Annotated in this window: 20 protein-coding genes; 1 reads left to right on the top strand and 19 read right to left on the bottom strand. The window is 70.5% G+C overall.

Annotated features, from left to right (window positions below; genetic code table 11):
• Window positions 1-68 precede the first annotated feature (68 nt).
• The 6 genes from carB to pyrR all read right to left on the bottom strand — a co-directional run bounded on the left by carB (window position 69) and on the right by pyrR (window position 8,070).
• On the bottom strand, window positions 69-3,380 hold the full coding sequence (gene carB / locus ACGFWI_RS13225; RefSeq protein WP_393906064.1) for a carbamoyl-phosphate synthase large subunit: 3,312 nt from the start codon (window positions 3,378-3,380) through the stop codon (window positions 69-71).
• Window positions 3,373-4,527 (bottom strand): glutamine-hydrolyzing carbamoyl-phosphate synthase small subunit, encoded by a 1,155-nt coding sequence (carA, locus tag ACGFWI_RS13230; RefSeq protein WP_393906065.1) that lies wholly within the window; start codon window positions 4,525-4,527, stop codon window positions 3,373-3,375. Before carA ends, carB begins: the two co-directional genes overlap by 8 nt.
• Window positions 4,524-5,120 carry a hypothetical protein gene (locus ACGFWI_RS13235; protein WP_393906066.1) on the bottom strand — a complete coding sequence of 199 codons (597 nt, stop codon included), beginning with the start codon at window positions 5,118-5,120 and terminating at the stop codon, window positions 4,524-4,526. Before ACGFWI_RS13235 ends, carA begins: the two co-directional genes overlap by 4 nt.
• Complete coding sequence (locus tag ACGFWI_RS13240) at window positions 5,117-6,403, bottom strand: dihydroorotase (RefSeq protein ID WP_393906067.1); 1,287 nt, start codon at window positions 6,401-6,403, stop codon at window positions 5,117-5,119. The genes ACGFWI_RS13235 and ACGFWI_RS13240 overlap by 4 nt, the downstream gene beginning before the upstream one ends.
• A gap of 5 nt (window positions 6,404-6,408) precedes the next feature.
• Window positions 6,409-7,386, bottom strand: a complete 978-nt coding sequence (locus ACGFWI_RS13245; protein ID WP_393906068.1) for an aspartate carbamoyltransferase catalytic subunit — start codon at window positions 7,384-7,386, stop codon at window positions 6,409-6,411.
• A gap of 93 nt (window positions 7,387-7,479) precedes the next feature.
• The gene (gene pyrR / locus ACGFWI_RS13250) at window positions 7,480-8,070 is read right to left on the bottom strand and encodes a bifunctional pyr operon transcriptional regulator/uracil phosphoribosyltransferase PyrR (protein ID WP_018087604.1); all 591 of its coding nucleotides are present in this window, start codon (window positions 8,068-8,070) and stop codon (window positions 7,480-7,482) included.
• Window positions 8,071-8,266: 196 nt separating this feature from the next.
• Between pyrR and bldD the strand changes: the two genes are divergently transcribed.
• Complete coding sequence (bldD, locus tag ACGFWI_RS13255) at window positions 8,267-8,767, top strand: transcriptional regulator BldD (protein ID WP_030987313.1); 501 nt, start codon at window positions 8,267-8,269, stop codon at window positions 8,765-8,767.
• Window positions 8,768-8,965: 198 nt separating this feature from the next.
• Here bldD and nusB read toward each other — a convergent pair whose 3' ends face one another.
• The 13 genes from nusB to ACGFWI_RS13320 all read right to left on the bottom strand — a co-directional run bounded on the left by nusB (window position 8,966) and on the right by ACGFWI_RS13320 (window position 21,856).
• Window positions 8,966-9,397: a transcription antitermination factor NusB gene (gene nusB / locus ACGFWI_RS13260; RefSeq protein ID WP_393906069.1), complete on the bottom strand. Its 432-nt coding sequence runs from the start codon at window positions 9,395-9,397 to the stop codon at window positions 8,966-8,968.
• Between the two features lie 2 nt (window positions 9,398-9,399).
• Window positions 9,400-9,966, bottom strand: coding sequence for an elongation factor P (gene efp / locus ACGFWI_RS13265; protein ID WP_393906070.1), 567 nt, complete (start codon window positions 9,964-9,966; stop codon window positions 9,400-9,402).
• 67 nt (window positions 9,967-10,033) lie between these two features.
• Window positions 10,034-11,140 carry an aminopeptidase P family protein gene (locus ACGFWI_RS13270; protein WP_393906071.1) on the bottom strand — a complete coding sequence of 369 codons (1,107 nt, stop codon included), beginning with the start codon at window positions 11,138-11,140 and terminating at the stop codon, window positions 10,034-10,036.
• 66 nt (window positions 11,141-11,206) lie between these two features.
• Window positions 11,207-12,067, bottom strand: coding sequence for a Pro-rich N-terminal domain-containing protein (locus ACGFWI_RS13275; RefSeq protein ID WP_393906072.1), 861 nt, complete (start codon window positions 12,065-12,067; stop codon window positions 11,207-11,209).
• A 268-nt stretch (window positions 12,068-12,335) separates the two neighbouring features.
• Entirely contained in the window at window positions 12,336-12,776 is a 441-nt protein-coding gene (aroQ, locus tag ACGFWI_RS13280) for a type II 3-dehydroquinate dehydratase (protein WP_393906073.1), read from the bottom strand.
• Window positions 12,773-13,864 carry a 3-dehydroquinate synthase gene (gene aroB, locus ACGFWI_RS13285; RefSeq protein ID WP_393906074.1) on the bottom strand — a complete coding sequence of 364 codons (1,092 nt, stop codon included), beginning with the start codon at window positions 13,862-13,864 and terminating at the stop codon, window positions 12,773-12,775. Before aroB ends, aroQ begins: the two co-directional genes overlap by 4 nt.
• Window positions 13,861-14,418, bottom strand: a complete 558-nt coding sequence (locus ACGFWI_RS13290) for a shikimate kinase (RefSeq protein WP_393906075.1) — start codon at window positions 14,416-14,418, stop codon at window positions 13,861-13,863. The genes aroB and ACGFWI_RS13290 overlap by 4 nt, the downstream gene beginning before the upstream one ends.
• Window positions 14,415-15,599 carry a chorismate synthase gene (aroC, locus tag ACGFWI_RS13295; RefSeq protein ID WP_393906076.1) on the bottom strand — a complete coding sequence of 395 codons (1,185 nt, stop codon included), beginning with the start codon at window positions 15,597-15,599 and terminating at the stop codon, window positions 14,415-14,417. The genes ACGFWI_RS13290 and aroC overlap by 4 nt, the downstream gene beginning before the upstream one ends.
• Window positions 15,600-15,738: 139 nt before the next feature.
• Entirely contained in the window at window positions 15,739-16,566 is an 828-nt protein-coding gene (locus ACGFWI_RS13300; protein ID WP_393906077.1) for a shikimate dehydrogenase, read from the bottom strand.
• Window positions 16,563-18,236 carry an endolytic transglycosylase MltG gene (gene mltG / locus ACGFWI_RS13305; protein WP_393906078.1) on the bottom strand — a complete coding sequence of 558 codons (1,674 nt, stop codon included), beginning with the start codon at window positions 18,234-18,236 and terminating at the stop codon, window positions 16,563-16,565. Before mltG ends, ACGFWI_RS13300 begins: the two co-directional genes overlap by 4 nt.
• 127 nt (window positions 18,237-18,363) lie before the next feature.
• Window positions 18,364-18,828 carry a Holliday junction resolvase RuvX gene (ruvX, locus tag ACGFWI_RS13310; protein ID WP_393906166.1) on the bottom strand — a complete coding sequence of 155 codons (465 nt, stop codon included), beginning with the start codon at window positions 18,826-18,828 and terminating at the stop codon, window positions 18,364-18,366.
• 14 nt (window positions 18,829-18,842) lie between these two features.
• A complete protein-coding gene (gene alaS, locus ACGFWI_RS13315) occupies window positions 18,843-21,512 on the bottom strand; it encodes an alanine--tRNA ligase (protein WP_393906079.1) in 2,670 nt (889 codons plus the stop codon).
• Window positions 21,512-21,856 (bottom strand): DUF6167 family protein, encoded by a 345-nt coding sequence (locus tag ACGFWI_RS13320; RefSeq protein WP_393906080.1) that lies wholly within the window; start codon window positions 21,854-21,856, stop codon window positions 21,512-21,514. The genes alaS and ACGFWI_RS13320 overlap by 1 nt, the downstream gene beginning before the upstream one ends.
• Between the last annotated feature and the right edge of the window lie 6 nt (window positions 21,857-21,862).

Consider the following 21,862-nt stretch of genomic DNA (forward strand, 5'->3'; position numbering starts at 1 on the left):
CCTTCCGCGGTGAGGAGTGAGGGGCTCACGAAGAGGGGGACACCGCGTCGGTGTCCCCCTCCTCGTCGCTACTCCTCGCGGGCCGCGGTGAGATGTTCGGCGTGTTCCTGGAGGGAACGTACGCCGACGTCTCCGCGGGACATGGCCTCGATGCCCTGTACGGCCGCGGCCAGCGCCTGGACCGTGGTCAGGCAGGGGATGCCGCGGGCGACGGAGGCGGTACGGATGTCGTAGCCGTCCAGCCGGCCGCCGGTGCCGTAGGGGGTGTTGACGATCAGGTCGACCTGGCCGTCGTGGATCAGCTGGACGATGGTCTTCTCACCGTCCGGCCCCTCGCCCTCGGACTGCTTGCGCACCACGGTGGCGTTGATGCCGTTGCGGCGCAGCACCTCGGCGGTGCCGGAGGTGGCGAGCAGCTCGAAGCCGTGCGCGACCAGTTCGCGGGCCGGGAAGATCATCGAGCGCTTGTCGCGGTTGGCGACGGAGACGAAGGCGCGGCCCTTGGTGGGCAGTGCGCCGTACGCGCCGGTCTGCGACTTGGCGTAGGCGGTGCCGAAGACCGAGTCGATGCCCATGACCTCGCCGGTGGAGCGCATCTCCGGGCCGAGGATGGTGTCCACCCCGCGGCCGTGGATGTCGCGGAACCGCGACCAGGGCATCACGGCTTCCTTGACGGAGATCGGCGCGTCCAGCGGCAGCGTGCCGCCGTCGCCGGACCTGGGCAGCATGCCCTCGGCGCGCAGTTCGGCGATGGTCGCGCCCAGCGAGATACGGGCGGCGGCCTTGGCCAGCGGCACCGCGGTGGCCTTCGAGGTGAAGGGGACCGTACGGGAGGCGCGCGGATTGGCCTCCAGGACGTACAGGATGTCCCCGGCCATCGCGAACTGGATGTTGATCAGGCCGCGGACGCCGACGCCCTTGGCGATGGCCTCCGTGGAGGCGCGCAGCCGCTTGATGTCGAAGCCGCCCAGCGTGATGGGGGGCAGCGCACAGGCGGAGTCGCCGGAGTGGATGCCGGCTTCCTCGATGTGCTCCATGACGCCGCCGAGGTAGAGCTCGGTGCCGTCGTAGAGCGCGTCGACATCGATCTCGATGGCGTCGTCGAGGAACCGGTCGATGAGGACCGGGTGCCGGTCGATCAGGCCGGCGTGGCGGGTGAGGTACTCGCCCAGCGACGGCTCGTCGTAGACGATCTCCATACCGCGGCCGCCGAGCACGTAGGACGGGCGGACCATGACCGGGTAGCCGATCTCGGTGGCGATCCGCTTGGCCTCGCTGAAGGAGAAGGCGGTGCCGTACTTGGGGGCGGGCAGCCCGGCCTCGGTGAGCACCCGGCCGAAGGCGCCGCGCTCCTCGGCGAGATCGATCGCCTCGGGCGAGGTGCCGACGATCGGCACACCGTTGTCCTTGAGCGCCTGCGCCAGGCCGAGCGGGGTCTGCCCGCCGAGCTGGACGATGACGCCGGCGACCGGGCCGGCCTGGGTCTCGGCGTGCACGATCTCCAGGACGTCCTCGAGCGTCAGCGGCTCGAAGTACAGACGGTCGGAGGTGTCGTAGTCCGTCGAGACGGTCTCCGGGTTGCAGTTGACCATCACGGTCTCGTAGCCCGCGTCGCTGAGCGCGAACGAGGCGTGGACGCAGGAGTAGTCGAACTCGATGCCCTGGCCGATGCGGTTGGGGCCGGAGCCGAGGATGATCACGGCCGGCTTCTCGCGGGGCGCGACCTCGCTCTCCTCGTCGTAGGACGAGTAGAAGTACGGGGTCTTCGCGGCGAATTCGGCGGCGCAGGTGTCGACCGTCTTGTAGACCGGGCGGACACCCAGGGCGTGCCGGACCTCGCGGACGACGTCCTCGCGCAGCCCGCGGATCGCGGCGATCTGGGCGTCGGAGAAGCCATAGCGCTTTGCGTCCGCAAGGATCTCCGGGTGGAGTTTCTCGGCGGCCACGATCTCGTCCGCGATCTCCTTGATGAGGAAGAGCTGGTCGACGAACCAGGGGTCGATCTTCGTGGCGTCGAAGACCTCCTGGGGCGTGGCACCGGCCCGGATCGCCTCCATGACGGTGTTGATCCGGCCGTCGGTGGGGACCTGGGCGACCTTCAGCAGCTCCGCCTTCGCACCCGGGGCGGTCACGAAGTCGAACTGGCTGCCCTTCTTCTCCAGGGAGCGCAGGGCCTTGTTGAGCGCCTCGGGGAAGTTGCGGCCGATGGCCATGGCCTCGCCGACCGACTTCATCGTCGTGGTGAGCGTGGCGTCGGCGGCCGGGAACTTCTCGAAGGCGAACCGCGGCACCTTGACGACGACATAGTCGAGGGTCGGCTCGAAGGAGGCCGGGGTCTTCTCGGTGATGTCGTTGGGGATCTCGTCGAGGGTGTAGCCGACGGCGAGCCGGGCGGCGATCTTCGCGATCGGGAAGCCGGTGGCCTTGGAGGCCAGGGCCGACGAGCGCGAGACGCGCGGGTTCATCTCGATGACGATGACCCGGCCGTCCTCGGGGTTGACCGCGAACTGGATGTTGCAGCCGCCGGTGTCCACACCGACCTCGCGGATCACCGCGATGCCGATGTCCCGCAGGAGCTGGTACTCACGGTCGGTGAGCGTCATCGACGGGGCGACGGTGATCGAGTCGCCGGTGTGCACGCCCATCGGGTCGAAGTTCTCGATGGAGCAGACGACCACGACGTTGTCGTTCTTGTCGCGCATCAGCTCCAGCTCGTACTCCTTCCAGCCGAGGATGGACTCCTCCAGGAGCACCTCGGTGGTCGGCGAGAGCGTCAGCCCCTGGCCGGCGATCCGGCGCAGCTCGTCCTCGTCGTGGGCGAAGCCGGAGCCGGCGCCGCCCATGGTGAAGGAGGGGCGGACGACGACGGGGTAGCCGCCGAGCTCGTCGACGCCCGCCAGGACGTCGTCCATGGAGTGGCAGATGACCGAGCGGGCGGACTCGCCGTGGCCGATCTTGGCGTGAACGGCCTTGACGACCTCCTTGAACAGGTCGCGGTCCTCGCCCTTGTTGATCGCCTCGACATTGGCGCCGATCAACTCGACGCCGTACTTGTCGAGGGTGCCGGACTCGTGCAGCGAGATCGCGGTGTTCAGCGCCGTCTGGCCGCCCAGGGTGGGCAGCAGCGTGTCGGGGCGCTCCTTGGCGATGATCTTCTCGACGAAGTCCGGGGTGATCGGCTCGACGTAGGTCGCGTCGGCGATCTCGGGGTCGGTCATGATCGTCGCCGGGTTGGAGTTCACCAGGATGACGCGCAGGCCCTCGGACTTGAGGACCCGGCAGGCCTGGGTGCCGGAGTAGTCGAACTCGGCGGCCTGGCCGATGACGATCGGGCCGGAGCCGATGACCAGGACGGACTGGATATCGGTGCGCTTAGGCACGCTGGCCCTCCATCAGGGAAACGAAGCGGTCGAAGAGGTACGCGGCGTCGTGCGGACCCGCGGCGGCTTCGGGGTGGTACTGGACGCTGAAGGCCGGCTGGTCGAGGAGGTGCAGGCCCTCCACCACGTTGTCGTTGAGGCAGACGTGGGAGACCTCGGCACGGCCGAAGGGGGTGTCGGAGACCGCGTCGAGCGGGGCGTCGACGGCGAACCCGTGGTTGTGCGCGGTGACCTCTACCTTGCCGGTCGTACGGTCCTGCACCGGCTGGTTGATGCCGCGGTGCCCGTACTTGAGCTTGTAGGTGCCGAAGCCCAGCGCGCGGCCCAGGATCTGGTTGCCGAAGCAGATGCCGAACAGCGGAGTTTTGCGCTCCAGGACGCCCTGCATGACGGAGACCGGGTGGTCGGCGGTGGCCGGGTCGCCGGGGCCGTTGGAGAAGAACACGCCGTCCGGCGCCACCGCGTAGATGTCCTCGACGGTGGCGGTGGCCGGCAGGACGTGCACCTCGATGCCGCGCTCGGCCATCCGGTGCGGGGTCATGCCCTTGATGCCCAGGTCGATGGCGGCGACGGTGAACTTCTTGGTGCCGATCGCCGGGACGACGTAGGACTCCTTGGTGGCGACCTGCGTGGACAGGTCCGCGCCCTGCATCTCCGGGGCCTGGCGCACCTTGGCCAGCATCGTGCCCGCGTCGGGCAGCGCATCGCCGGAGAAGATGCCGACCCGCATGGCACCGCGCTCGCGCAGATGGCGGGTCAGGGCGCGGGTGTCGATGCCGCTGATGCCGACGACGCCCTGGGCGACCAGCTCGTCGTCCAGCGAACGCACCGAGCGCCAGTTGGACGGGGTACGGGCGGGGTCGCGCACGACGTAGCCGGAGACCCAGATCCGCTGCGACTCGGGGTCCTCGTCGTTCACACCGGTGTTGCCGATGTGCGGGGCGGTCATGACGACGACCTGGCGGTGGTACGAGGGGTCGGTCAGCGTCTCCTGGTAGCCGGTCATGCCGGTGGAGAACACCGCTTCGCCGAAGGTCTCCCCCACGGCCCCGTAGGCACGGCCGCGGAAGGAGCGGCCGTCCTCCAGGACGAGTACGGCGGGGAGCCCCCTTGTTCCGTGGGCGGTACCCCTGGTGGAGGTCGTCATCGTGCGCCTTCCGTTTCGGTGTGCTCGGTGGTGCTGGTGGTGTGCTCGGTGGTGCTGAGCCGGTTGACGGCCTCGACCCAGGCCGGGTGCTCTTCCGCCCGGTCGGAGCGGAAGCCGGAGTCGAGCTGCCGGTCGCCGTGCTCCCAGGTGACGATCAGCAGGCCGCCCTCGGTCAGGACCTTGCCGGCGATGCCCTTGTCGAGGCGGGCGCCGCGCAGTGCGGCGGCCGGTACGAAGAAGTCCGCCGCGCCCGGCCGTACGACGTCCAGCCCCTGGTCGGTGAGGGTCAGCTCGGCGCGGCTACGGGTCCCCAGACCGCGCGCCACGATCCGGTCGAGCCACTGCCCGGCGGTGGTGGAGCCGTGGTAGCGGCCGTTGAGCGTCAGGCGTGGCTCACCGGGGTCGTCGGGAGTGGTGGGCAGCTCGGGCAGATCGCCCTGGAGCGTGCCGCGCCACTTCCAGCCCTGGCGCATCAGCCAGTAGACGAAGGCGATGAAGACCAGCAGGCCGGCGACCCAGCCGATCCGTGCGGCCCAGTCGGTGACCGGCGCGGAATGCTGCGCTGCGGCCAGTTGGATCAGAGGAGGAGTCACGCCAGCTTCCCGTCGACGACCGTTGCCCGGCCCCGCAGGAAGGTGTGCGTGACACGTCCCGGCAGCTCACGGCCCTCGTAGGGGGTGTTGCGGCTGCGGGAGGCGAAGCCCGCGGGGTCCACCTCTCCACGGTAAGCGGAATCGAGCAGCGTGAGGTTGGCGGGCTCACCGGCTGAGATGGGGCGTCCGTGGCCCGTGGCCCCGCCGATCCGCGCGGGCTTGACGGACATCCGGTCCGCCACGCCCTCCCAGGTCAGCAGGCCGGTCTCGACCATCGTCCGCTGCACGACCGACAGCGCGGTTTCCAGGCCCACCATGCCCATGGCGGCCGCGGCCCACTCGCAGTCCTTGTCCTCGTGCGGGTGCGGGGCGTGGTCGGTGGCGACGATGTCGATCGTGCCGTCGGCGAGGGCCTCGCGCAGGGCCATCACGTCGCGCTCGGTGCGCAGCGGCGGGTTGACCTTGTAGACGGGGTTGTACGTGCGCACCATCTCGTCCGTCAGGAGCAGGTGGTGCGGGGTGACCTCGGCCGTCACATCGATCCCGCGGGACTTGGCCCAGCGCACGATCTCGACGGATCCGGCGGTCGACAGATGGCAGATGTGCACCCGCGAGCCCACGTGCTCGGCGAGCAGCACGTCACGGGCGATGACCGACTCCTCGGCGACGGCGGGCCAGCCACCGAGTCCCAGCTCCGCCGAGACGATGCCCTCGTTCATCTGGGCGCCCTCGGTCAGGCGCGGTTCCTGGGCGTGCTGCGCGATGACGCCGCCGAAGGCCTTCACGTACTCCAGGGCGCGGCGCATGATCACGGCGTCGTCGACGCACTTGCCGTCGTCGGAGAAGACGGTGACCCCGGCGGCGGACTCGTGCATGGCGCCCAGCTCGGCGAGCTTCTTGCCCTCCAGGCCGACGGTCACGGCACCGATGGGCTGCACATCGCAGTAGCCGGACTCCTTGCCGAGCCGGTAGACCTGCTCGACGACACCGGCGGTGTCGGCGACGGGAAAGGTGTTGGCCATGGCGAACACCGCGGTGAAGCCGCCGCCGGCCGCGGCCCGCGTGCCGGTGAGGACGGTCTCGGAGTCCTCGCGGCCGGGCTCACGCAGATGGGTGTGCAGGTCGACGAGCCCCGGCAGCAGCACCTTCCCGCCGGCCTCGACGACCTCGGCGCCCTCGTCCGGAAGCCCCGTGCCGACCGCCTCGATGAGCTCGCCGTCGATCAGGACGTCCTGCGGCTCCCCGCCGAGCACCTTCGCACCACGGATCAGGATCTTGCTCATGGTTCTTACTTCTCCTCGGTACGGGGGTGGGTGACGGCGGGCTCGTTGCCGCCGAGCAGCAGGTAGAGGACGGCCATACGGACGGACACCCCGTTGGCCACCTGCTCGATGACCGTGCAGCGGTCGGAGTCGGCGACCTCGGCGGTGATCTCCATGCCGCGGACCATCGGGCCGGGGTGCATCACGAGGGCGTGCCCGGGCATCCGTGCCATCCGCTCGCCGTCCAGGCCGTAGCGGCGCGAGTACTCGCGCTCGGTCGGGAAGAAAGCGGCGTTCATGCGCTCGCGCTGCACCCGCAGCATCATCACGGCGTCGGACTTCGGCAGCACGCTGTCGAGGTCGTACGACACCTCGCACGGCCAGGTCTCGACACCGACCGGCACCAGGGTGGGCGGGGCGACGAGGGTGACCTCGGCGCCGAGGGTGTGCAGCAGGTCGACGTTCGAGCGCGCGACCCGGCTGTGGAGCACGTCTCCGACGACGGTGATGTGCCGTCCCCCGAGGTCCTGGCCGAGCCCGGCGTCGGGGCCGATGAGCCGGCGCCGCATGGTGAAGGCGTCGAGCAGGGCCTGGGTGGGGTGCTGGTGGGTGCCGTCGCCGGCGTTGATGACGGGGGCGTCGATCCAGCCGGAGTTGGCGAGCCGGTAGGGGGCGCCGGAGGCGCCGTGCCGGATGACGACGGCGTCGACGCCCATCGCCTCCAGGGTCTGGGCGGTGTCCTTGAGGGACTCGCCCTTGGAGACGCTGGACCCCTTGGCGGCGAAGTTGATGACGTCGGCGGAGAGCCGCTTCTCGGCTGCCTCGAAGGAGATCCGCGTCCGGGTCGAGTCCTCGAAGAAGAGGTTGCAGACCGTGCGTCCGCGCAGGGTGGGGAGCTTCTTGATCGGCCGGTCGGCGACCCGGGCCATCTCCTCGGCGGTGTCGAGGATCAGGACGGCGTCGTCGCGCGTGAGGTCGGCGGCCGAGATGAGGTGACGCTTCATCCGGTTTTCTCCGTGAGTGAAGGAGGTGTACGGGAATGTCCGTTGAGCAGGCATGCCTGCGGGCCCGGGGTCACCGGGTCCGTACGCGGTGCGCTATCGCTCGCCGGCCGGGGCGGTGTGCTTCACGCCGAGCAGCACGGCGTCCCGGCCGTCCTCCTCGGTGAGCTGAACCTTGACCGTCTCCCGCAGCGACGTGGGGAGGTTCTTGCCCACGTAGTCGGCGCGGATCGGCAGTTCGCGGTGGCCGCGGTCGACGAGGACCGCCAGCTGTACGGCGCGCGGCCGGCCGATGTCGCCCAGCGCGTCCAGCGCGGCGCGGATGGTGCGTCCGGAGAAGAGGACGTCGTCGACGAGCAGGACGACCCGGCCCTCGATGCCGTCGGCGGGGATGTCCGTGCGGGCGAGCGTGCGGGCCGGGCCCAGGCGCAGGTCGTCGCGGTACATCGTGATGTCGAGCGAGCCGACCGGGACCGTCCGGCCGGTGATCTCTTCGAGCTTGGCAGCCAGCCGACGGGCGAGGAAGACGCCGCGGGTCGGGATCCCCAGGAGCACCACATCGTCCGCGCCCTTGGCGCGCTCGACGATCTCGTGGGCAATACGGGTGAGCATCCGCGCGATGTCCGGGCCTTCGAGCACCGGCCGCGCGGGGAGCTGAGCTGTCGTGTCGGAACTGCTTGCGTCCATATGAAACGGACCTCCTTCTCCGCCTCACGGGACGGACCTTAAAGGACGTCGAAATTACGCAGCCCAGGCTATCAGGAGCCCTCCCAGGAGCCGTCCGCACCCCTGACGGGTGAGGGTCTGGCCCGTTCCGCTTGACGAAGTCAGATTACGCTGCGTAACCTCACAGTGAGTTACCAGTCTTCGTCCGGGGAGCCTTATGTCCAGCGAATACGCTAAACAGCTCGGGGCCAAGCTCCGCGCCATCCGCACCCAGCAGGGCCTCTCTCTCCACGGCGTCGAGGAGAAGTCCCAGGGCCGTTGGAAGGCCGTCGTGGTGGGTTCTTACGAGCGCGGCGACCGTGCCGTGACCGTGCAGCGCCTTGCCGAGCTGGCGGACTTCTACGGCGTTCCGGTGCAGGAACTGCTGCCGGGCACGACACCGGGCGGAGCGGCCGAGCCGCCGCCGAAGCTGGTGCTCGACCTGGAGCGCCTCGCCCATGTCCCGCAGGAGAAGGCCGGCCCGCTGCAGCGCTACGCCGCCACGATCCAGAGCCAGCGCGGCGACTACAACGGCAAGGTCCTTTCGATCCGCCAGGACGACCTGCGCACCCTCGCGGTCATCTACGACCAGTCGCCCTCGGTGCTGACCGAGCAACTGATCAGCTGGGGCGTGCTCGACGCCGAAGCACGCCGCGCCGTGCAGCACGACGAGATCTGACCCGCTTCACCACCTGCAGAAACGTGCCGCCGCTCCGGGTTCCGGGGCGGCGGTTTTTCTGTACCGGCGCACTGAGGGCGCACGCCGGCGGCGCACAGCGCGCCAGGAGAGCCCCCATACGGCGTTCTGCGGGCATGCGAAGGGCCCGGAGCATTGCCCCTCGCTCCGGGCCCGTTCACACGCTCTGCCGACCGCCTGCTACGCCTCGCGCCGCAGGCTCGGCTTCAGCTCCTTGAACCGGCCGAGGAGGCCGTTGACGAAGGCCGGGGAGTCGTCCGTGGAGAATTCCCCGGCGAGCTGTACGGCCTCGTCGATCGCCACCGCGTCCGGGGTGTCGTCCACCCAGAGCAGCTCATAGGCGCCGAGCCGCAGGATGCTGCGGTCGGCCGCCGGCATCCGGTCCAGGTCCCAGTCGACCGCGTAGGTGGAGATCAGCTCATCGATCCGGGCGGCACGGTCCGCGTACCCCTCGACCAACTGCAGGGTGTATTCGTTCACCGGCGGCTGACGGGAGTCGGTCCGGGCGTGCCGCATCCAGTCCGCGAGCACGGACTGCACATCGGCACCGCGCTGGTCGGCCTCGAAGAGTATCTGGAAGGCGCGCTTACGGGCCTTGGTGCGGGCAGCCACGGTTAGCTGTTCACCCGGCCGAGGTAGTCGCCCGTGCGGGTGTCGACCTTGATCTTCTCACCGGTCGTGATGAAGAGCGGCACCTGGATGGAGTGGCCGGTCTCCAGCTCGGCGGGCTTGGAGCCACCGGTGGAGCGGTCGCCCTGCACGCCGGGCTCGGTGTGCTTGATGTTCAGCTCGACCGCGGCAGGCAGCTCGACGTAGAGCACCTCGCCCTCGTGCTGCGCCACGACCGCCTCGAAGCCCTCGATGAGGTAGTTCGCGGCGTCGCCGACGGACTTACGGTCGACGTGCAGCTGGTCGTAGGTGTCCATGTCCATGAAGACGAAGTAGTCGCCGTCCATGTACGAGAACTGCATCCCGCGCTTGTCGACGGTGGCCGTCTCGACCTTCACGCCGGCGTTGAAGGTCTTGTCCACCACCTTGCCGGACAGCACGTTCTTGAGCTTGGTGCGGACGAAGGCCGGGCCCTTGCCGGGCTTGACGTGCTGGAACTCGACGACGGACCAGAGCTGGCCGCCGTCGAGCTTGAGCACCATGCCGTTCTTGAGGTCGTTCGTGGATGCCACGGTTGCGGAATCTCCTGGACTGCAGGTGGTGGGACCCCGGAGCACGCGCACGCCGAACCTCTACGGCTCAGAGTGCGAGCAGCTCCTTGGTCGTGATCGTGAGTAGCTCGGGCCCGCCGTCCGCCTCGGGGCGGACGACGAGTGTGTCGTCGATCCGGACACCCCCACGGCCCGGGATGTGAACCCCCGGCTCGACGGTGACCGGCACGCAAGCGTCCAGTTTACCCATGGCGGCAGGCGACAATTGAGGGTCCTCGTCGATTTCGAGTCCCACGCCGTGCCCGGTCCACGGTCCGAGCCCCTCGCCGTACCCCGCGGCGTCCAGCACATGACGGGTCACCCGGTCCACCTCACGGCACTCCACACCCGGCGCAAGTGCCTCCCGCCCGGCCCGCTGGGCTGCGAAAACGAGATCGTACAGCTCGATCTGCCAGTCCGAGGGCGTGGTGCCGATGACGAAGGTCCGGCCGATCTCGCAGCGGTAGCCGCGGTAATTGGCGCCCAGGCAGACGCTGAGGAAGTCGCCCTCCTCGACCCGCCGATCGGTGGGCAGATGCCCGGGGCGGCCGGCGTTGGGGCCGGTCGCGACGGATGTGGGGAAGGCCGGGCCGTCCGCACCGTGGTCCACCAGCCGGCGCTCCAGTTCCAGGGCGAGATGCCGCTCGGTGCGGCCGACCAGGATCGATTCGAGGAGCTCTCCCAGGGCCTGGTCGGCGATCTCGGCGGCGATCCGCAGACAGGCGATCTCGTCGTCGTCCTTCACCAGCCGCTGCGCCTCGACCGCGCAGGCCAGATCGGTCAGCCGCAGCCGGGGCGCGACCTGGGAGAGCGCACGGTGCCGGGTGACGGTGAGATGGTGCTCCTCGACGGCCAGGGCGTCCGCGCCGGCCATCGCGGCCAGGTCGGCGCCGGCCACGACCGGGTCGCCGCCACGGGTCGGCAGCACCGACACCTGTACGTCGTCGGCCGGCCGCCCCTCGGCGGGATCACCGCTCAACGGTCTGCCGCACAGCAGCACATCGTCGACCGGACCCAGCAGCAGCGCGGCGCCGGGCGGCGCGCAACCGGTGAGGTAGCGGACGTTCGCGGGGCGCGAGATCAGTGCGGCGGCACTTCCGGTTGCGGCGCAGCGGTCGCGCAGCCGCGTGCGTCGGGCCGCGTACAACTCGGACATATCACGAGCGTACGGCGGCTCCCCCGAGGCGGCCGGTCGAGCGGGGCCGCCCGGGGTACGGGGCTGCTACCAGCTCGGCGGGCTGGCGATGCTGCGGGCGACGACGTCGTCCAACATCCGCACCGTCGTGGCGACGTCGTGCTGGGAATTGTCGATGATCGGCAGGCCGGAGCCGTACCAGCCGGCCATCCGCCCGTGGATCCTGGCCACCTCTTCGTCGGACAGCCGGCGGTTGCCGCTGCGCCGGGCGTTGCGCTCCAGGACGATCTCCAGGCCGGGCAGCAGCACGATCGGCAGCAGGCCGGGTCCTACATGGCGCTTCCAGCCGCCGAGGCCGACGACCGGCCGGTCGGGGAAGACCGCGTCGTCGAGGATGCAGGAGATGCCGTTGGCGAGGAAGTTACGGGCCGCGAAGCCGCAGGTGCGGCGGGCGAGGCGGTACTGCGCCTCGGAGTGGTCGTTCCAGCCGGACTGCGGATCGGCGAAGCCGGACCGGACCCATTCGCGGACATCGTCGAGGCTGATGTGCGCGGTCGGCACCCGCCGGGTGTCGGCCCAGTGGCGCGCCACGCTGGTCTTGCCGGCCCCGGCCGGGCCGATGAGCAGCACCGCGACGGCCGCATGCGCGGCGTCCGGCGCCGCGGCATCGGTGGGCGGGCTGGGCAGCGGCACCGGGGCGCCCGGGGGCAGCGGCACATGGCCGGTGATGTCCGTGCTGTGCGGGGTGGGCGGGGGCGGGGCCTGCTGGGGCGCGGGGCCGTGCCAGCCCTGACCGGGGGCGGGCTGCTGCGCGGGCGGAGGAGGGGCGGAAGGGGCCGGCGGGGACTGCGGGGTGTGCTGTCCCGGGTTGGGCGTCCAGTTCATGGCGGCCCCAAGTGGTACCTGCCCGCGTGGCGGTGGCAGCGGAGCCCCCACTGCGTGCTGCATCCGGTGGCTCTCCGTCTCGTGCGGTCGATGTGGTGCTCCCCGGGCTCACGCCGGCGGTAGCTGGGGGGACTGCCCCCAGGCGCCGGGACTGGCTGCCCGGTGCGTCGTGCGGTAACCCACCGGCCCGGAGGGGCCGTTGTGCCCTACACCCGTCGGCGTGGATGGTACTGCTGGGAACCGTACCCTCCCGCACACGGCAGGAGGGCTCCCTACCCCCGGCGCTCCATGGTTGAACGGCCGGGGGCGGGATCAGGTGCCCGAGAGGGCGTCAGCCGTCCAGTTCCTCGGCCAGCGCGCGGAGCGCGAGACGGTACGAGCCGATGCCGAAGCCGGCGACCGTACCGCTGGCGACGGCCGCAATGACCGAATTGTGGCGGAACTCCTCGCGCGCGTACGGGTTCGAGATGTGCACCTCGATCAGCGGGGCGGTGCGCTGGGCGGCCGCGTCCCGCATGCCGTAGGAGTAGTGCGTGAAGGCACCGGGGTTGATGACGACCGGAATCGATCCGTCGGCGGCCTCGTGCAGCCAGCGGATCATCTCCCCCTCGTCGTTGGTCTCCCGGACCTCGGCCTCGAAGCCCAGCTCCTTGCCCAGCCTGGTGCACTCCTCGACCAGTCCGGTGTAGGAGGTGGCGCCGTAGACCTCGGGCTCACGAGAACCCAGCCGGCCCAGGTTGGGGCCGTTGAGGACGAGTACCCGCCGGGTCATGAGGCGATCTCCGCGTGTGCGGCGAGCAGCATGGCCGGGTCCGGGCCCTCCAGGACGGTCGGCTTGGCGAGACCGTCCAGGACGATGAAGCGCAGCCGGTCGCCGCGGGACTTCTTGTCGACCTTCATCGTCTCCAGCAGCTTGGGCCACTGGTCGCCGCGGTAGGTCAGCGGCAGTCCGACGGACTCCAGGACGGAGCGGTGCCGGTCGGCGGTGGCGTCGTCCAGACGGCCGGCGATCCGGCCGAGTTCGGCGGCGAAGACCATGCCGACGGAGACGGCAGCGCCGTGCCGCCAGTTGTAGCGCTCGTTCTTCTCGATGGCGTGCGCCAGGGTGTGGCCGTAGTTGAGGATCTCGCGCAGGCCGGACTCCTTGAGGTCCGCGGAGACCACCTCGGCCTTGACCCGGATCGCCCGCTCGATGAGCTCGGCGGTGTGCGCCCCGTCCGGGCGCTTGGCGGCCTCCGGGTCCGACTCGATCAGTTCGAGGATCGCCGGGTCGGCGATGAAGCCGGCCTTGATCACCTCGGCCAGACCGGAGACGTAGTCGTGGACCGGCAGCGAGTCGAGCGCGGCCAGATCGCAGAGCACTCCGGCCGGCGGGTGGAAGGCGCCGACGAGGTTCTTGCCCTCGGCGGTGTTGATGCCGGTCTTGCCGCCGACCGCCGCGTCCACCATGCCCAGGACCGTCGTCGGCACCGCGATCCAGCGCACCCCGCGCAGCCAGGTCGCGGCGACGAAGCCGGCCAGGTCGGTGGTGGCGCCGCCGCCGACCCCGACGAGCACATCGCTGCGGGTGAAGCCCGACTGTCCGAGGGCCTTCCAGCAGTACGCCGCGACCTCGACGGTCTTGGACTCCTCGGCGTTCGGCAGCTGGACGGCGATCGCCTCGTAGCCCTGGGAGGCGAGGTCCTCGCGCAGCGCCTCGCCGGTGGCGGCCAGCGCCTCCGGGTGCAGCACCGCGACCCGCTTCGCACTCCCGCCGATCAGGCCCGGGAGTTCGTCGAGCAGCTGCCGCCCGACGAGCACCTCGTACGGGTCGGTGCCCGCCGTACCGCCGACCTGGATACGGGTGGCCTGCTCCGTCATGCCTGTTCCTCCCTGTGGGCGGCCTGCGGGGTCTGCCCCGGGGCCTGCCGTAGCTCCAAAGCGTCCAGGATCGCCTCGGCGACCTGCTCGGGGGTGCGCTGCCCCGTTTCGATCACGGCGCGCGCGACCCCGGTGTACAGCGGGCGGCGGTGTTCCATCAGCTCGCGCCACTGCTTGCGCGGGTTGACGGCCAGCAGCGGGCGGGGCGCATCGAGGCCCACCCGCTTGACGGCATCGGCGAGTTGGACGTCCAGGAAGACCACCGGCAGCCCGGTCAGCAGCTTGCGGGTGCCGTCGTCCAGGATCGCGCCGCCGCCGAGCGAGAGCACACCGGGGTGGCTCTCCAGCGCGTCGCGTACCGCCGTGCGCTCCAGCTCGCGGAAGTACGGCTCGCCCTCGTCGATGAAGATCTCGGCGATCGGCCGGCCGGCCGTGGCGACGATATCGGCGTCGGTGTCCCGGTAGCCGACACCCAGCCGCTCGGCCAGCTGCGCGCCCACCGTCGACTTGCCGGCCCCGGGCGGGCCGACCAGCACGACGACCGGCGACGTCATCGGATCGCCAGGTTGTCGAGGAAGGTCTGCACATTGCGGCGGGTCTCCGGCACGCTGTCGCCGCCGAACTTCTCCAGGACCGCGTCCGCCAGGACGAGGGCGACCATCGCCTCGGCGACGATGCCCGCGGCCGGCACGGCGCAGACGTCCGAGCGCTGGTGGTGCGCCTTGGCGGCCTCACCGGTGCTCACATCGATCGTCGCCAGCGCCCGCGGCACCGTGGCGATCGGCTTCATCGCGGCACGCACCCGCAGCAGCTCACCGGTCGTCAGCCCGCCTTCGGTGCCGCCGGAGTGGCCCGAGCTGCGCTTGATCCCGTCGTCGGTCGACAGGATCTCGTCATGGGCCTTCGAGCCGGGCACCCGCGCCAGGTCGAAGCCGTCACCGACCTCGACGCCCTTGATCGCCTGGATGCCCATGAGGGCGGCGGCCAGCCGGGCGTCCAGCCGCCGGTCCCAGTGGACGTGCGAGCCGAGGCCCACCGGCACGCCGTATGCCAGCACCTCGACCACACCGCCGAGGGTGTCGCCGTCCTTGTGGGCCTGGTCGATCTCGGCGATCATCGCCTTGCTCGCGTCCGCGTCCAGGCAGCGCACCGGATCGGCGTCCAGCTTCTCCACGTCGGAGGGCTTCGGGTAGACCCCGTACGGGGCCTTGGCCGCGGCCAGCTCGACGACATGGGAGACGATCTCGATGCCGGCCGTCTCCTTGAGGAAGGAGCGGGCGACCGCGCCCAGGGCGACCCGGGCGGCGGTCTCACGGGCGGAGGCGCGTTCCAGGATCGGGCGGGCCTCGTCGAAGCCGTACTTCTGCATACCGGCGAGGTCGGCGTGGCCGGGGCGGGGGCGGGTCAGCGGCGCGTTACGGGCCAGCGCGGCCAGCTCCTCCGGGTCCACCGGATCGGCCGCCATCACCTGCTCCCACTTGGGCCACTCGGTGTTGCCGATCATCACGGCCACCGGCGAGCCCAGCGACAGACCGTGCCGCACGCCGCCCAGGAACGTGACCTGGTCCTGCTCGAACTTCATCCGGGCACCGCGGCCATAGCCGAGCCGGCGCCGGGCCAGGGCGTCCGCCACCAGTTCCGTGGTGATCGGGACTCCGGCCGGAAGGCCCTCCAGCGTCGCCACGAGTGCGGGGCCGTGCGACTCCCCCGCCGTCAGCCAGCGCAACCTGCTCAACGGTGCTCCTCATGTACTGCTCATCCGCATACGGTCTCCCCCCGATCCTCCCACGTCGCGCGCGGCGGGCGGCGCCCAGTCCAGGGGCCGGACCGGGCACACGCGGACAGCGGGGACGGACCGGGACGGACCGGACGGGTCAGCGGGTGGCGAGCGCCGCCTCGCCGGCCTTGCGCATCGCGGCCAGCGGCGCCGGGGAGCGCCCCGTCATCTGCTCCACCTGCAGTACGGCCTGGTGGACCAGCAGGTCCAGGCCGCCCACCACGGCGCCGCCGCGTTCGGCCCAGGCGGTGGCCAGCGCCGTCGGCCAGGGCTCGTAGAGGACGTCGAAGAGCGTGCCGGGCCGCTCGGGGACGGCGGCGGCGAGCGGATCGGTGGTGCCCGCCGGGGTGGTGGCAATGGTCAGCGGTGCCTCGAAGGCCGCGGCGGCGTCCTCCCAGGCGGCAGTGCGGACCGTGACTCCCAGCCGCTCGCCCCAGCCGCGCATCTCGTCGGCGCGCGCCCGGCTGCGGACATAGGCGGTGACCTCGCCGGTGCAGATACGGGAGAGCGCGGCGAGCGCCGAGGAGGCGGTGGCGCCGGCGCCCAGCACCGACGCCCGCTCGACCTGCCGCACCCCGCGCTCGCGCAGCGCGGCGAGCATGCCGGGGATGTCGGTGTTGTCGCCGAGGCGGCGCCCCTCGGCGGTGCGGACGACGGTGTTCACCGCCTCGACCGAGGCTGCCGTGGGGCTGATCTCGTCGAGCAACGGGATCACCGCCCGCTTGAGCGGCATGGTCAGCGAGAGTCCCGCCCAGGTTGCGTCCAGGCGCTCCATGAAGGCGGGCAGCCCCGCTTCGTCGACCTCGTGGCGGTCATACGTCCAGTCGCTCAGTCCCAGCTCCCGGTAGGCGGCGCGGTGCAGCACCGGAGAGAGGGAGTGGGCGATCGGGGAGCCGAGTACCGCGGCTCGACGTGTGGCGCTCATTGCTTGGCTTTCTCGTGTTCCTTCGCGTAGATGCGCCGGTTTCGCTCATGCTCTTCGTTCGTCTCGGCGAACAGCGTCTTTTCCGGGTTGATCGAGACGAAGTAGTACCAGTTGCCCTTGGCCGGGTCGATGGCCGACTTGAGCGCCACCTCACCCGGGTTGCCGATCGGGCCCGGCGGCAGTCCCTTGAACTTGTAGGTGTTGTAGGGGTCGTTGAAGTTCCGCAGATTGTCGACGGATCCGGTGTCCAGGGTGCTCTGGGACCTGGCGTAGTTCACCGTCGAGTCGAAGTCCAGCAGGCCGTACGTCTCGGTGTTGTTCGGCTTGAGGCGGTTGTAGACCACGCGCGCGACCTTGACGAAGTCATGCTTGTACTTGCCTTCGGCCTGCGTGAGGCTGGCGACGGTCAGCAGCTGCATCGGCGAGTCCAGCTTGAGCTTGCGGGCTTTCGCTTCCAGGTCGTACTTCGCGTAGACCTGGTTCGCCCTCGCCACCATCTGCTTCAGGACCTCGGCCGGCTTCACCTTTCCACCGACGCTGTAGGTCGAGGGATAGAGGAAGCCCTCCAGCGGGTCCTTTATCTTCGAGGAGTCGTTCGCCCACGACGGCAGCCCGAGGTTCTTGGCGTCGCTCTTCGCGACACCCTTGGTCGTGCCCGCCTTGAGGTGCAGCTTCTTGTCGATGAGTTTGTAGACGTCGCCGGCCCGCAGCCCTTCACGGATCGTGAGGCCGTTGCGGCTCTTGGGGTCCAGCATCAGCTCGATGGCCGCGGCGCCCGACATCTGCTTGCGCAGCGTGTACGTCCCGGCCTGCAGGCTCTGCGCCTTCTTGTTCTCGCCGGCCGCCTCGGTGAAGGCGCCGGCGCTCTTGATGACGCCCTCGCGCTGGAGGATCTGGCCCATTTCCGAGAGCGGCGAACCGTCCGGAATGTCGACCTGGATCTCGCCGGAGCCCTCCCCCTTGTAGTCGGGGGCCGATCCGAAGTGGGCCATGAAGAAGTCGTAGCCGAAGTAGCCGACCGCGCCGACCGCGCCGGCGAAGACCAGCGCGACGACCAGGCAGGCGGTACCGCTGCGCCGTTTGTTCTTCTTGCCACGGCGCTCGCGGCCGGCCCGGCGTCCTTCGCGCGGGTCGTTGTCGTCGTGGTCGTCGCCCCCGCCGTCGCCCGCGAAGAACGCATGCTCCGGCTCCGGCTCGTGCGGCTCCGGCTCGGCCCGCCAGTCGTCGCCGGGGCCGTCGTACTCGTCGTAGTACGGCTCCGCGTGCTGCGGATACGCGCTCTGCTGCTGCGGGTGCGGCGACTGCTGGTACTGCTGTTGCTGCTGCATCTGCTGCTGTTGCGACTGCTGCAGATGCTGCGGCTGTGGTGGCGGATAGGCGTCGGGCGTGGCGTAGTAGTCGGGGCTCGCCCCGCTGTACGGGTCGACCGGCGGCTGCTGCCCGTAGGGGTCGTACGGGTCATACGACAGCTGCCCGCCCTGCGAACCGTCCCAGCCACCGTTGTAGTGCTGCTGGGTATACGGGTCGGCCTGCTGCTGGGGGTACCGGGGGGCCTGCTGTCCATCCCACTGAGGCTGCTGCGCCTGGCCTCTGGAGGAACCCTGCTCTCCGTAGAGCGGGTCCTCGGGATGCCACGGTTCGGAGCCGTAGCCCCGGCCATACTCGGTCATCGATCCCCTAGAGCCGAGAGGCGGTGCGCTCCGGACCGGCAGCGCGCTTGCTGTACCCGACCCGCCTCTACTTGCACGCGCGGCTGTTCGAACGCCGCACATCGCGCGGAACGTTACCGTACCGCGATCAGATGACCACTTCGACGCTCTCGCCCGGGGGTTCCCCGGAGACGCGTTCGGTCTCCAGCGCGCTCTGCAGGATCACCACCGCGGCCGCCTGGTCGACCACCGAGCGGCCCTTCTTGCTCCGCACGCCCGAGGCCCGCAGGCCCTGGGTCGCGGTGACCGTCGACATCCGCTCATCGACCAGCCGGACCCCTACGGGTGCGATGTTCCGGGCCATCTCCTGGGCGAAGGCCCGGACCTTGGCCGCGGCCGGCCCCTCTCCCCCGTTCAGGGAGCGGGGCAGGCCGACCACGACTTCGAGGGGCTCGTACTCCTCGACGATCGCCTTGAGCCGACGGTGCGCTGCCGGGACGTCACGTCCCGGCACCGTCTCGACGGGAGTGGCGAGGACCCCGTCGGGGTCGCACGAGGCGACCCCGATACGGGCGTCCCCGACATCCACGGCGATGCGCCGGCCGCGTCGCATCTCACTCACGTGCGTCAGGCCGCCTCGGCGACGAGGCGCTCGACGGCCTCGATGGCCTCGGGCACCGCGGCGGCGTTCTGCCCGCCGCCCTGGGCGACGTCCGGCTTGCCGCCGCCACCGCCGCCGAGCGTCTTGGCGGCCGTACGGACCAGGTCACCGGCCTTGATGCCGCGCTCGCGGGCGGCCTCGTTGGTGGCGATGACCGTCACCGGGCGGCCGTTGGCCACCGTGAAGAGCGCCACCACGGCGGCACGGTCGCCCTGGATCCGGCCGCGTACGTCGAGCACCAGCTTGCGCAGATCGTCGGCGGAGGTGCCGTCCGGGACCTGACCGGCGGCCAGCGCCACACCGCGGACGTCCTTGGCGCCCTCGGCCAGCCCGGCGGCGGCCCGCAGCACCTTCTCCGCGCGGAACTTCTCGATCTCCTTCTCGGCGTCCTTCAGCTTGGCCAGGACACCGGAGATCTTCTCGGGCAGCTCCTCCGGACGTCCCTTGACCAGCTCGGTGAGCTGGGAGACGACGGTGTGCTCACGGGCCAGGAACTTGTAGGCGTCCACCCCGACCAGCGCCTCGACCCGGCGTACGCCGGAGCCGATGGAGGACTCGCCGAGCAGCTTCACCAGGCCCAGCTGAGCGGTGTTGTGGACGTGCGTGCCGCCGCACAGCTCCTTGGAGAAGTCACCGATGGTGACCACCCGGACGCGGTCGCCGTACTTCTCGCCGAATTCGGCGATGGCGCCCTGCTTCTTGGCGTCCTCCATGCTCATGACCTCGGCGTGCACATCGAGCTCACGGCCCAGCACCTCGTTGATCTTCTGCTCGACGTCCGTGAGGACCCCGCCGGGCACGGCGGCCGGCGAGCCGAAGTCGAAGCGGAAGCGACCCGGGGAGTTCTCCGAGCCGGCCTGCGCGGCCGTCGGGCCCAGCGCGTCGCGCAGCGCCTGGTGCGTGAGGTGGGTGGCGCTGTGGGCGCGGGCGATGGCACGCCGGCGGATGACGTCGATGGTGGCGTACGCGGTGGAGCCGAGCACGACCTCGCCGACCTGGACGACGCCCTTGTGGACCGTGACGCCGGGCACCGGCTGCTGGACGTCGCGGACCTCGACGACGGCGCCGGAGTCCAGCTTGATCCGGCCGGCGTCGGCGAGCTGGCCGCCGCCCTCGGCGTAGAAGGGGGTGCGGTCCAGGACGACCTCGACCTCGTCGCCCTCGTGGGCGGCGGGCGCGGAGACGCCGTTCACCAGCAGACCGACGACGGTGGACTCGCCCTCCGTGGTGCTGTAGCCGGTGAACTCCGTGGCGCCGGACTTGTCGGCGACCTCCCGGTAGGCGGACAGGTCGGCGTGACCGCTCTTCTTGGCCTGGGCGTCGGCCTTGGCGCGGTCCCGCTGCTCCTTCATCAGGCGGCGGAAGCCGTTCTCGTCCACCGAAAGGCCCTGCTCAGCGGCCATTTCGAGGGTGAGGTCGATCGGAAAGCCCCAGGTGTCGTGGAGCAGGAAGGCCTTGTCGCCGGGCAGGACCGTGCCGCCGGAGGCCTTGGTGTCGGTGACGGCGGTGTCGAGGATGTTGGTGCCGGCCTTCAGCGTCTTGACGAAGGCGGCCTCCTCGGCGAGGGCGACCGTCTCGATGCGGCGGCGGTCCTCCAGCAGCTCCGGGTACTGCTGGCCCATGGTCTTGATGACCACGTCCATCAGCTCACCGATGACCAGCCCGCCGGCCCCGAGCAGGCGCATGTTCCGGATGGCGCGGCGCATGATGCGGCGCAGGACGTAGCCGCGGCCCTCGTTGCCGGGGGTGACGCCGTCGCCGATGAGCATCGTGGACGTACGGATGTGGTCGGCGACGACGCGCAGCGAGACGTCGGAGTCGTGCGAGGCGCCGTAGTGGACACCGGAGAGCTCGGTGGCCTTGTCGATGACGACACGGAGGGTGTCCGTCTCGTACATGTTCGGGACGTCCTGCAGGATCATCGCCAGGCGCTCGAGGCCGAGGCCGGTGTCGATGTTCTTGCTGGGCAGGTCGCCGAGGATCTCGAAGTCCTCCTTGCCCGTGCCCGCGCCGCGCTCGTACTGCATGAAGACCAGGTTCCAGATCTCCACGTACCGCTCGTCGTTGACGGCCGGGCCGCCCTCGACGCCGAACTCGGGGCCACGGTCGTAGTTGATCTCGGAGCACGGGCCGCAGGGGCCGGGGACGCCCATGGACCAGTAGTTCTCCGTCTTGCCCAGGCGCTGGATGCGCTCCTTGGGTACCCCGACGACCTCGTGCCAGATGCGCTCGGCCTCGTCGTCGTCGAGGTAGACGGTGATCCAGAGCTTCTCCGGATCGAGGCCGTAGCCGCCGTCGGCCTGCGAGCTGGTCAGCAGCTCCCAGGCGTACTTGATGGCGCCTTCCTTGAAGTAGTCGCCGAAGGAGAAGTTGCCGCACATCTGGAAGAACGTGCCGTGCCGGGTGGTCTTGCCGACCTCTTCGATGTCCGGCGTACGGACGCACTTCTGGACGCTGGTGGCGCGCGGAGCGGGCGGCTTGACCTCACCGAGGAAGTACGGCTTGAAGGGGACCATGCCCGCGTTGACGAGCAGCAGCGTCGGGTCGTCCGCGATGAGCGACGCCGACGGCACGACGGTGTGCCCGCGCTCCTCGAAGAAGCGCAGCCAGCGGCGGCGGATTTCAGCCGACTCCATCAGTGGTCCTCTTTTCCATTCGGCCCGGTCAGACCGGTAGGTCCGGTTGTTCTCGTGGTTCGGTACTGCGGTTCGAGCTCCGCACGGCGCGGTGCGGGCAGCTCACGCACCTCGCTCGGCTCCCCCAGCCCCAGGGCTTCGTGCAACTGCTCTTCACGGTCCGCCATTCCCGTCCGTACGTCCAATGCAAATTGGCGCAGCCGGTGTCCGGTCTCGACGGCCTTGTCAGCGGCCTGTGCGGCGAGGCTGTCGGGCTGCAGTTTGCGCAGCTTGCGGTGGACCTTGTTGGTGGCCCACACCCCGGCGGCGGCGCCGGTGGTGAACCAGAATGCGCGGCGGAACATCGCTGT

The sequence above is a fragment of the Streptomyces sp. NPDC048434 genome (assembly GCF_043200375.1).
Classification (GTDB): domain Bacteria; phylum Actinomycetota; class Actinomycetes; order Streptomycetales; family Streptomycetaceae; genus Streptomyces.

Coding starts and splice junctions, on each gene's coding strand:
- carA (WP_393906065.1), bottom strand. CDS start 4,527: ATGACGACCTCCACCAGGGGTACCGCCCACGGAACAAGGGGGCTCCCC.
- ACGFWI_RS13240 (WP_393906067.1), bottom strand. CDS start 6,403: ATGAGCAAGATCCTGATCCGTGGTGCGAAGGTGCTCGGCGGGGAGCCG.
- ACGFWI_RS13245 (WP_393906068.1), bottom strand. CDS start 7,386: ATGAAGCGTCACCTCATCTCGGCCGCCGACCTCACGCGCGACGACGCC.
- pyrR (WP_018087604.1), bottom strand. CDS start 8,070: ATGGACGCAAGCAGTTCCGACACGACAGCTCAGCTCCCCGCGCGGCCG.
- bldD (WP_030987313.1), top strand. CDS start 8,267: ATGTCCAGCGAATACGCTAAACAGCTCGGGGCCAAGCTCCGCGCCATC.
- ACGFWI_RS13270 (WP_393906071.1), bottom strand. CDS start 11,140: ATGTCCGAGTTGTACGCGGCCCGACGCACGCGGCTGCGCGACCGCTGC.
- ACGFWI_RS13275 (WP_393906072.1), bottom strand. CDS start 12,067: ATGCAGCACGCAGTGGGGGCTCCGCTGCCACCGCCACGCGGGCAGGTA.
- aroQ (WP_393906073.1), bottom strand. CDS start 12,776: ATGACCCGGCGGGTACTCGTCCTCAACGGCCCCAACCTGGGCCGGCTG.
- aroB (WP_393906074.1), bottom strand. CDS start 13,864: ATGACGGAGCAGGCCACCCGTATCCAGGTCGGCGGTACGGCGGGCACC.
- ACGFWI_RS13290 (WP_393906075.1), bottom strand. CDS start 14,418: ATGACGTCGCCGGTCGTCGTGCTGGTCGGCCCGCCCGGGGCCGGCAAG.
- ACGFWI_RS13300 (WP_393906077.1), bottom strand. CDS start 16,566: ATGAGCGCCACACGTCGAGCCGCGGTACTCGGCTCCCCGATCGCCCAC.
- mltG (WP_393906078.1), bottom strand. CDS start 18,236: ATGACCGAGTATGGCCGGGGCTACGGCTCCGAACCGTGGCATCCCGAG.
- ruvX (WP_393906166.1), bottom strand. CDS start 18,828: ATGCGACGCGGCCGGCGCATCGCCGTGGATGTCGGGGACGCCCGTATC.
- alaS (WP_393906079.1), bottom strand. CDS start 21,512: ATGGAGTCGGCTGAAATCCGCCGCCGCTGGCTGCGCTTCTTCGAGGAG.
- ACGFWI_RS13320 (WP_393906080.1), bottom strand. CDS start 21,856: ATGTTCCGCCGCGCATTCTGGTTCACCACCGGCGCCGCCGCCGGGGTG.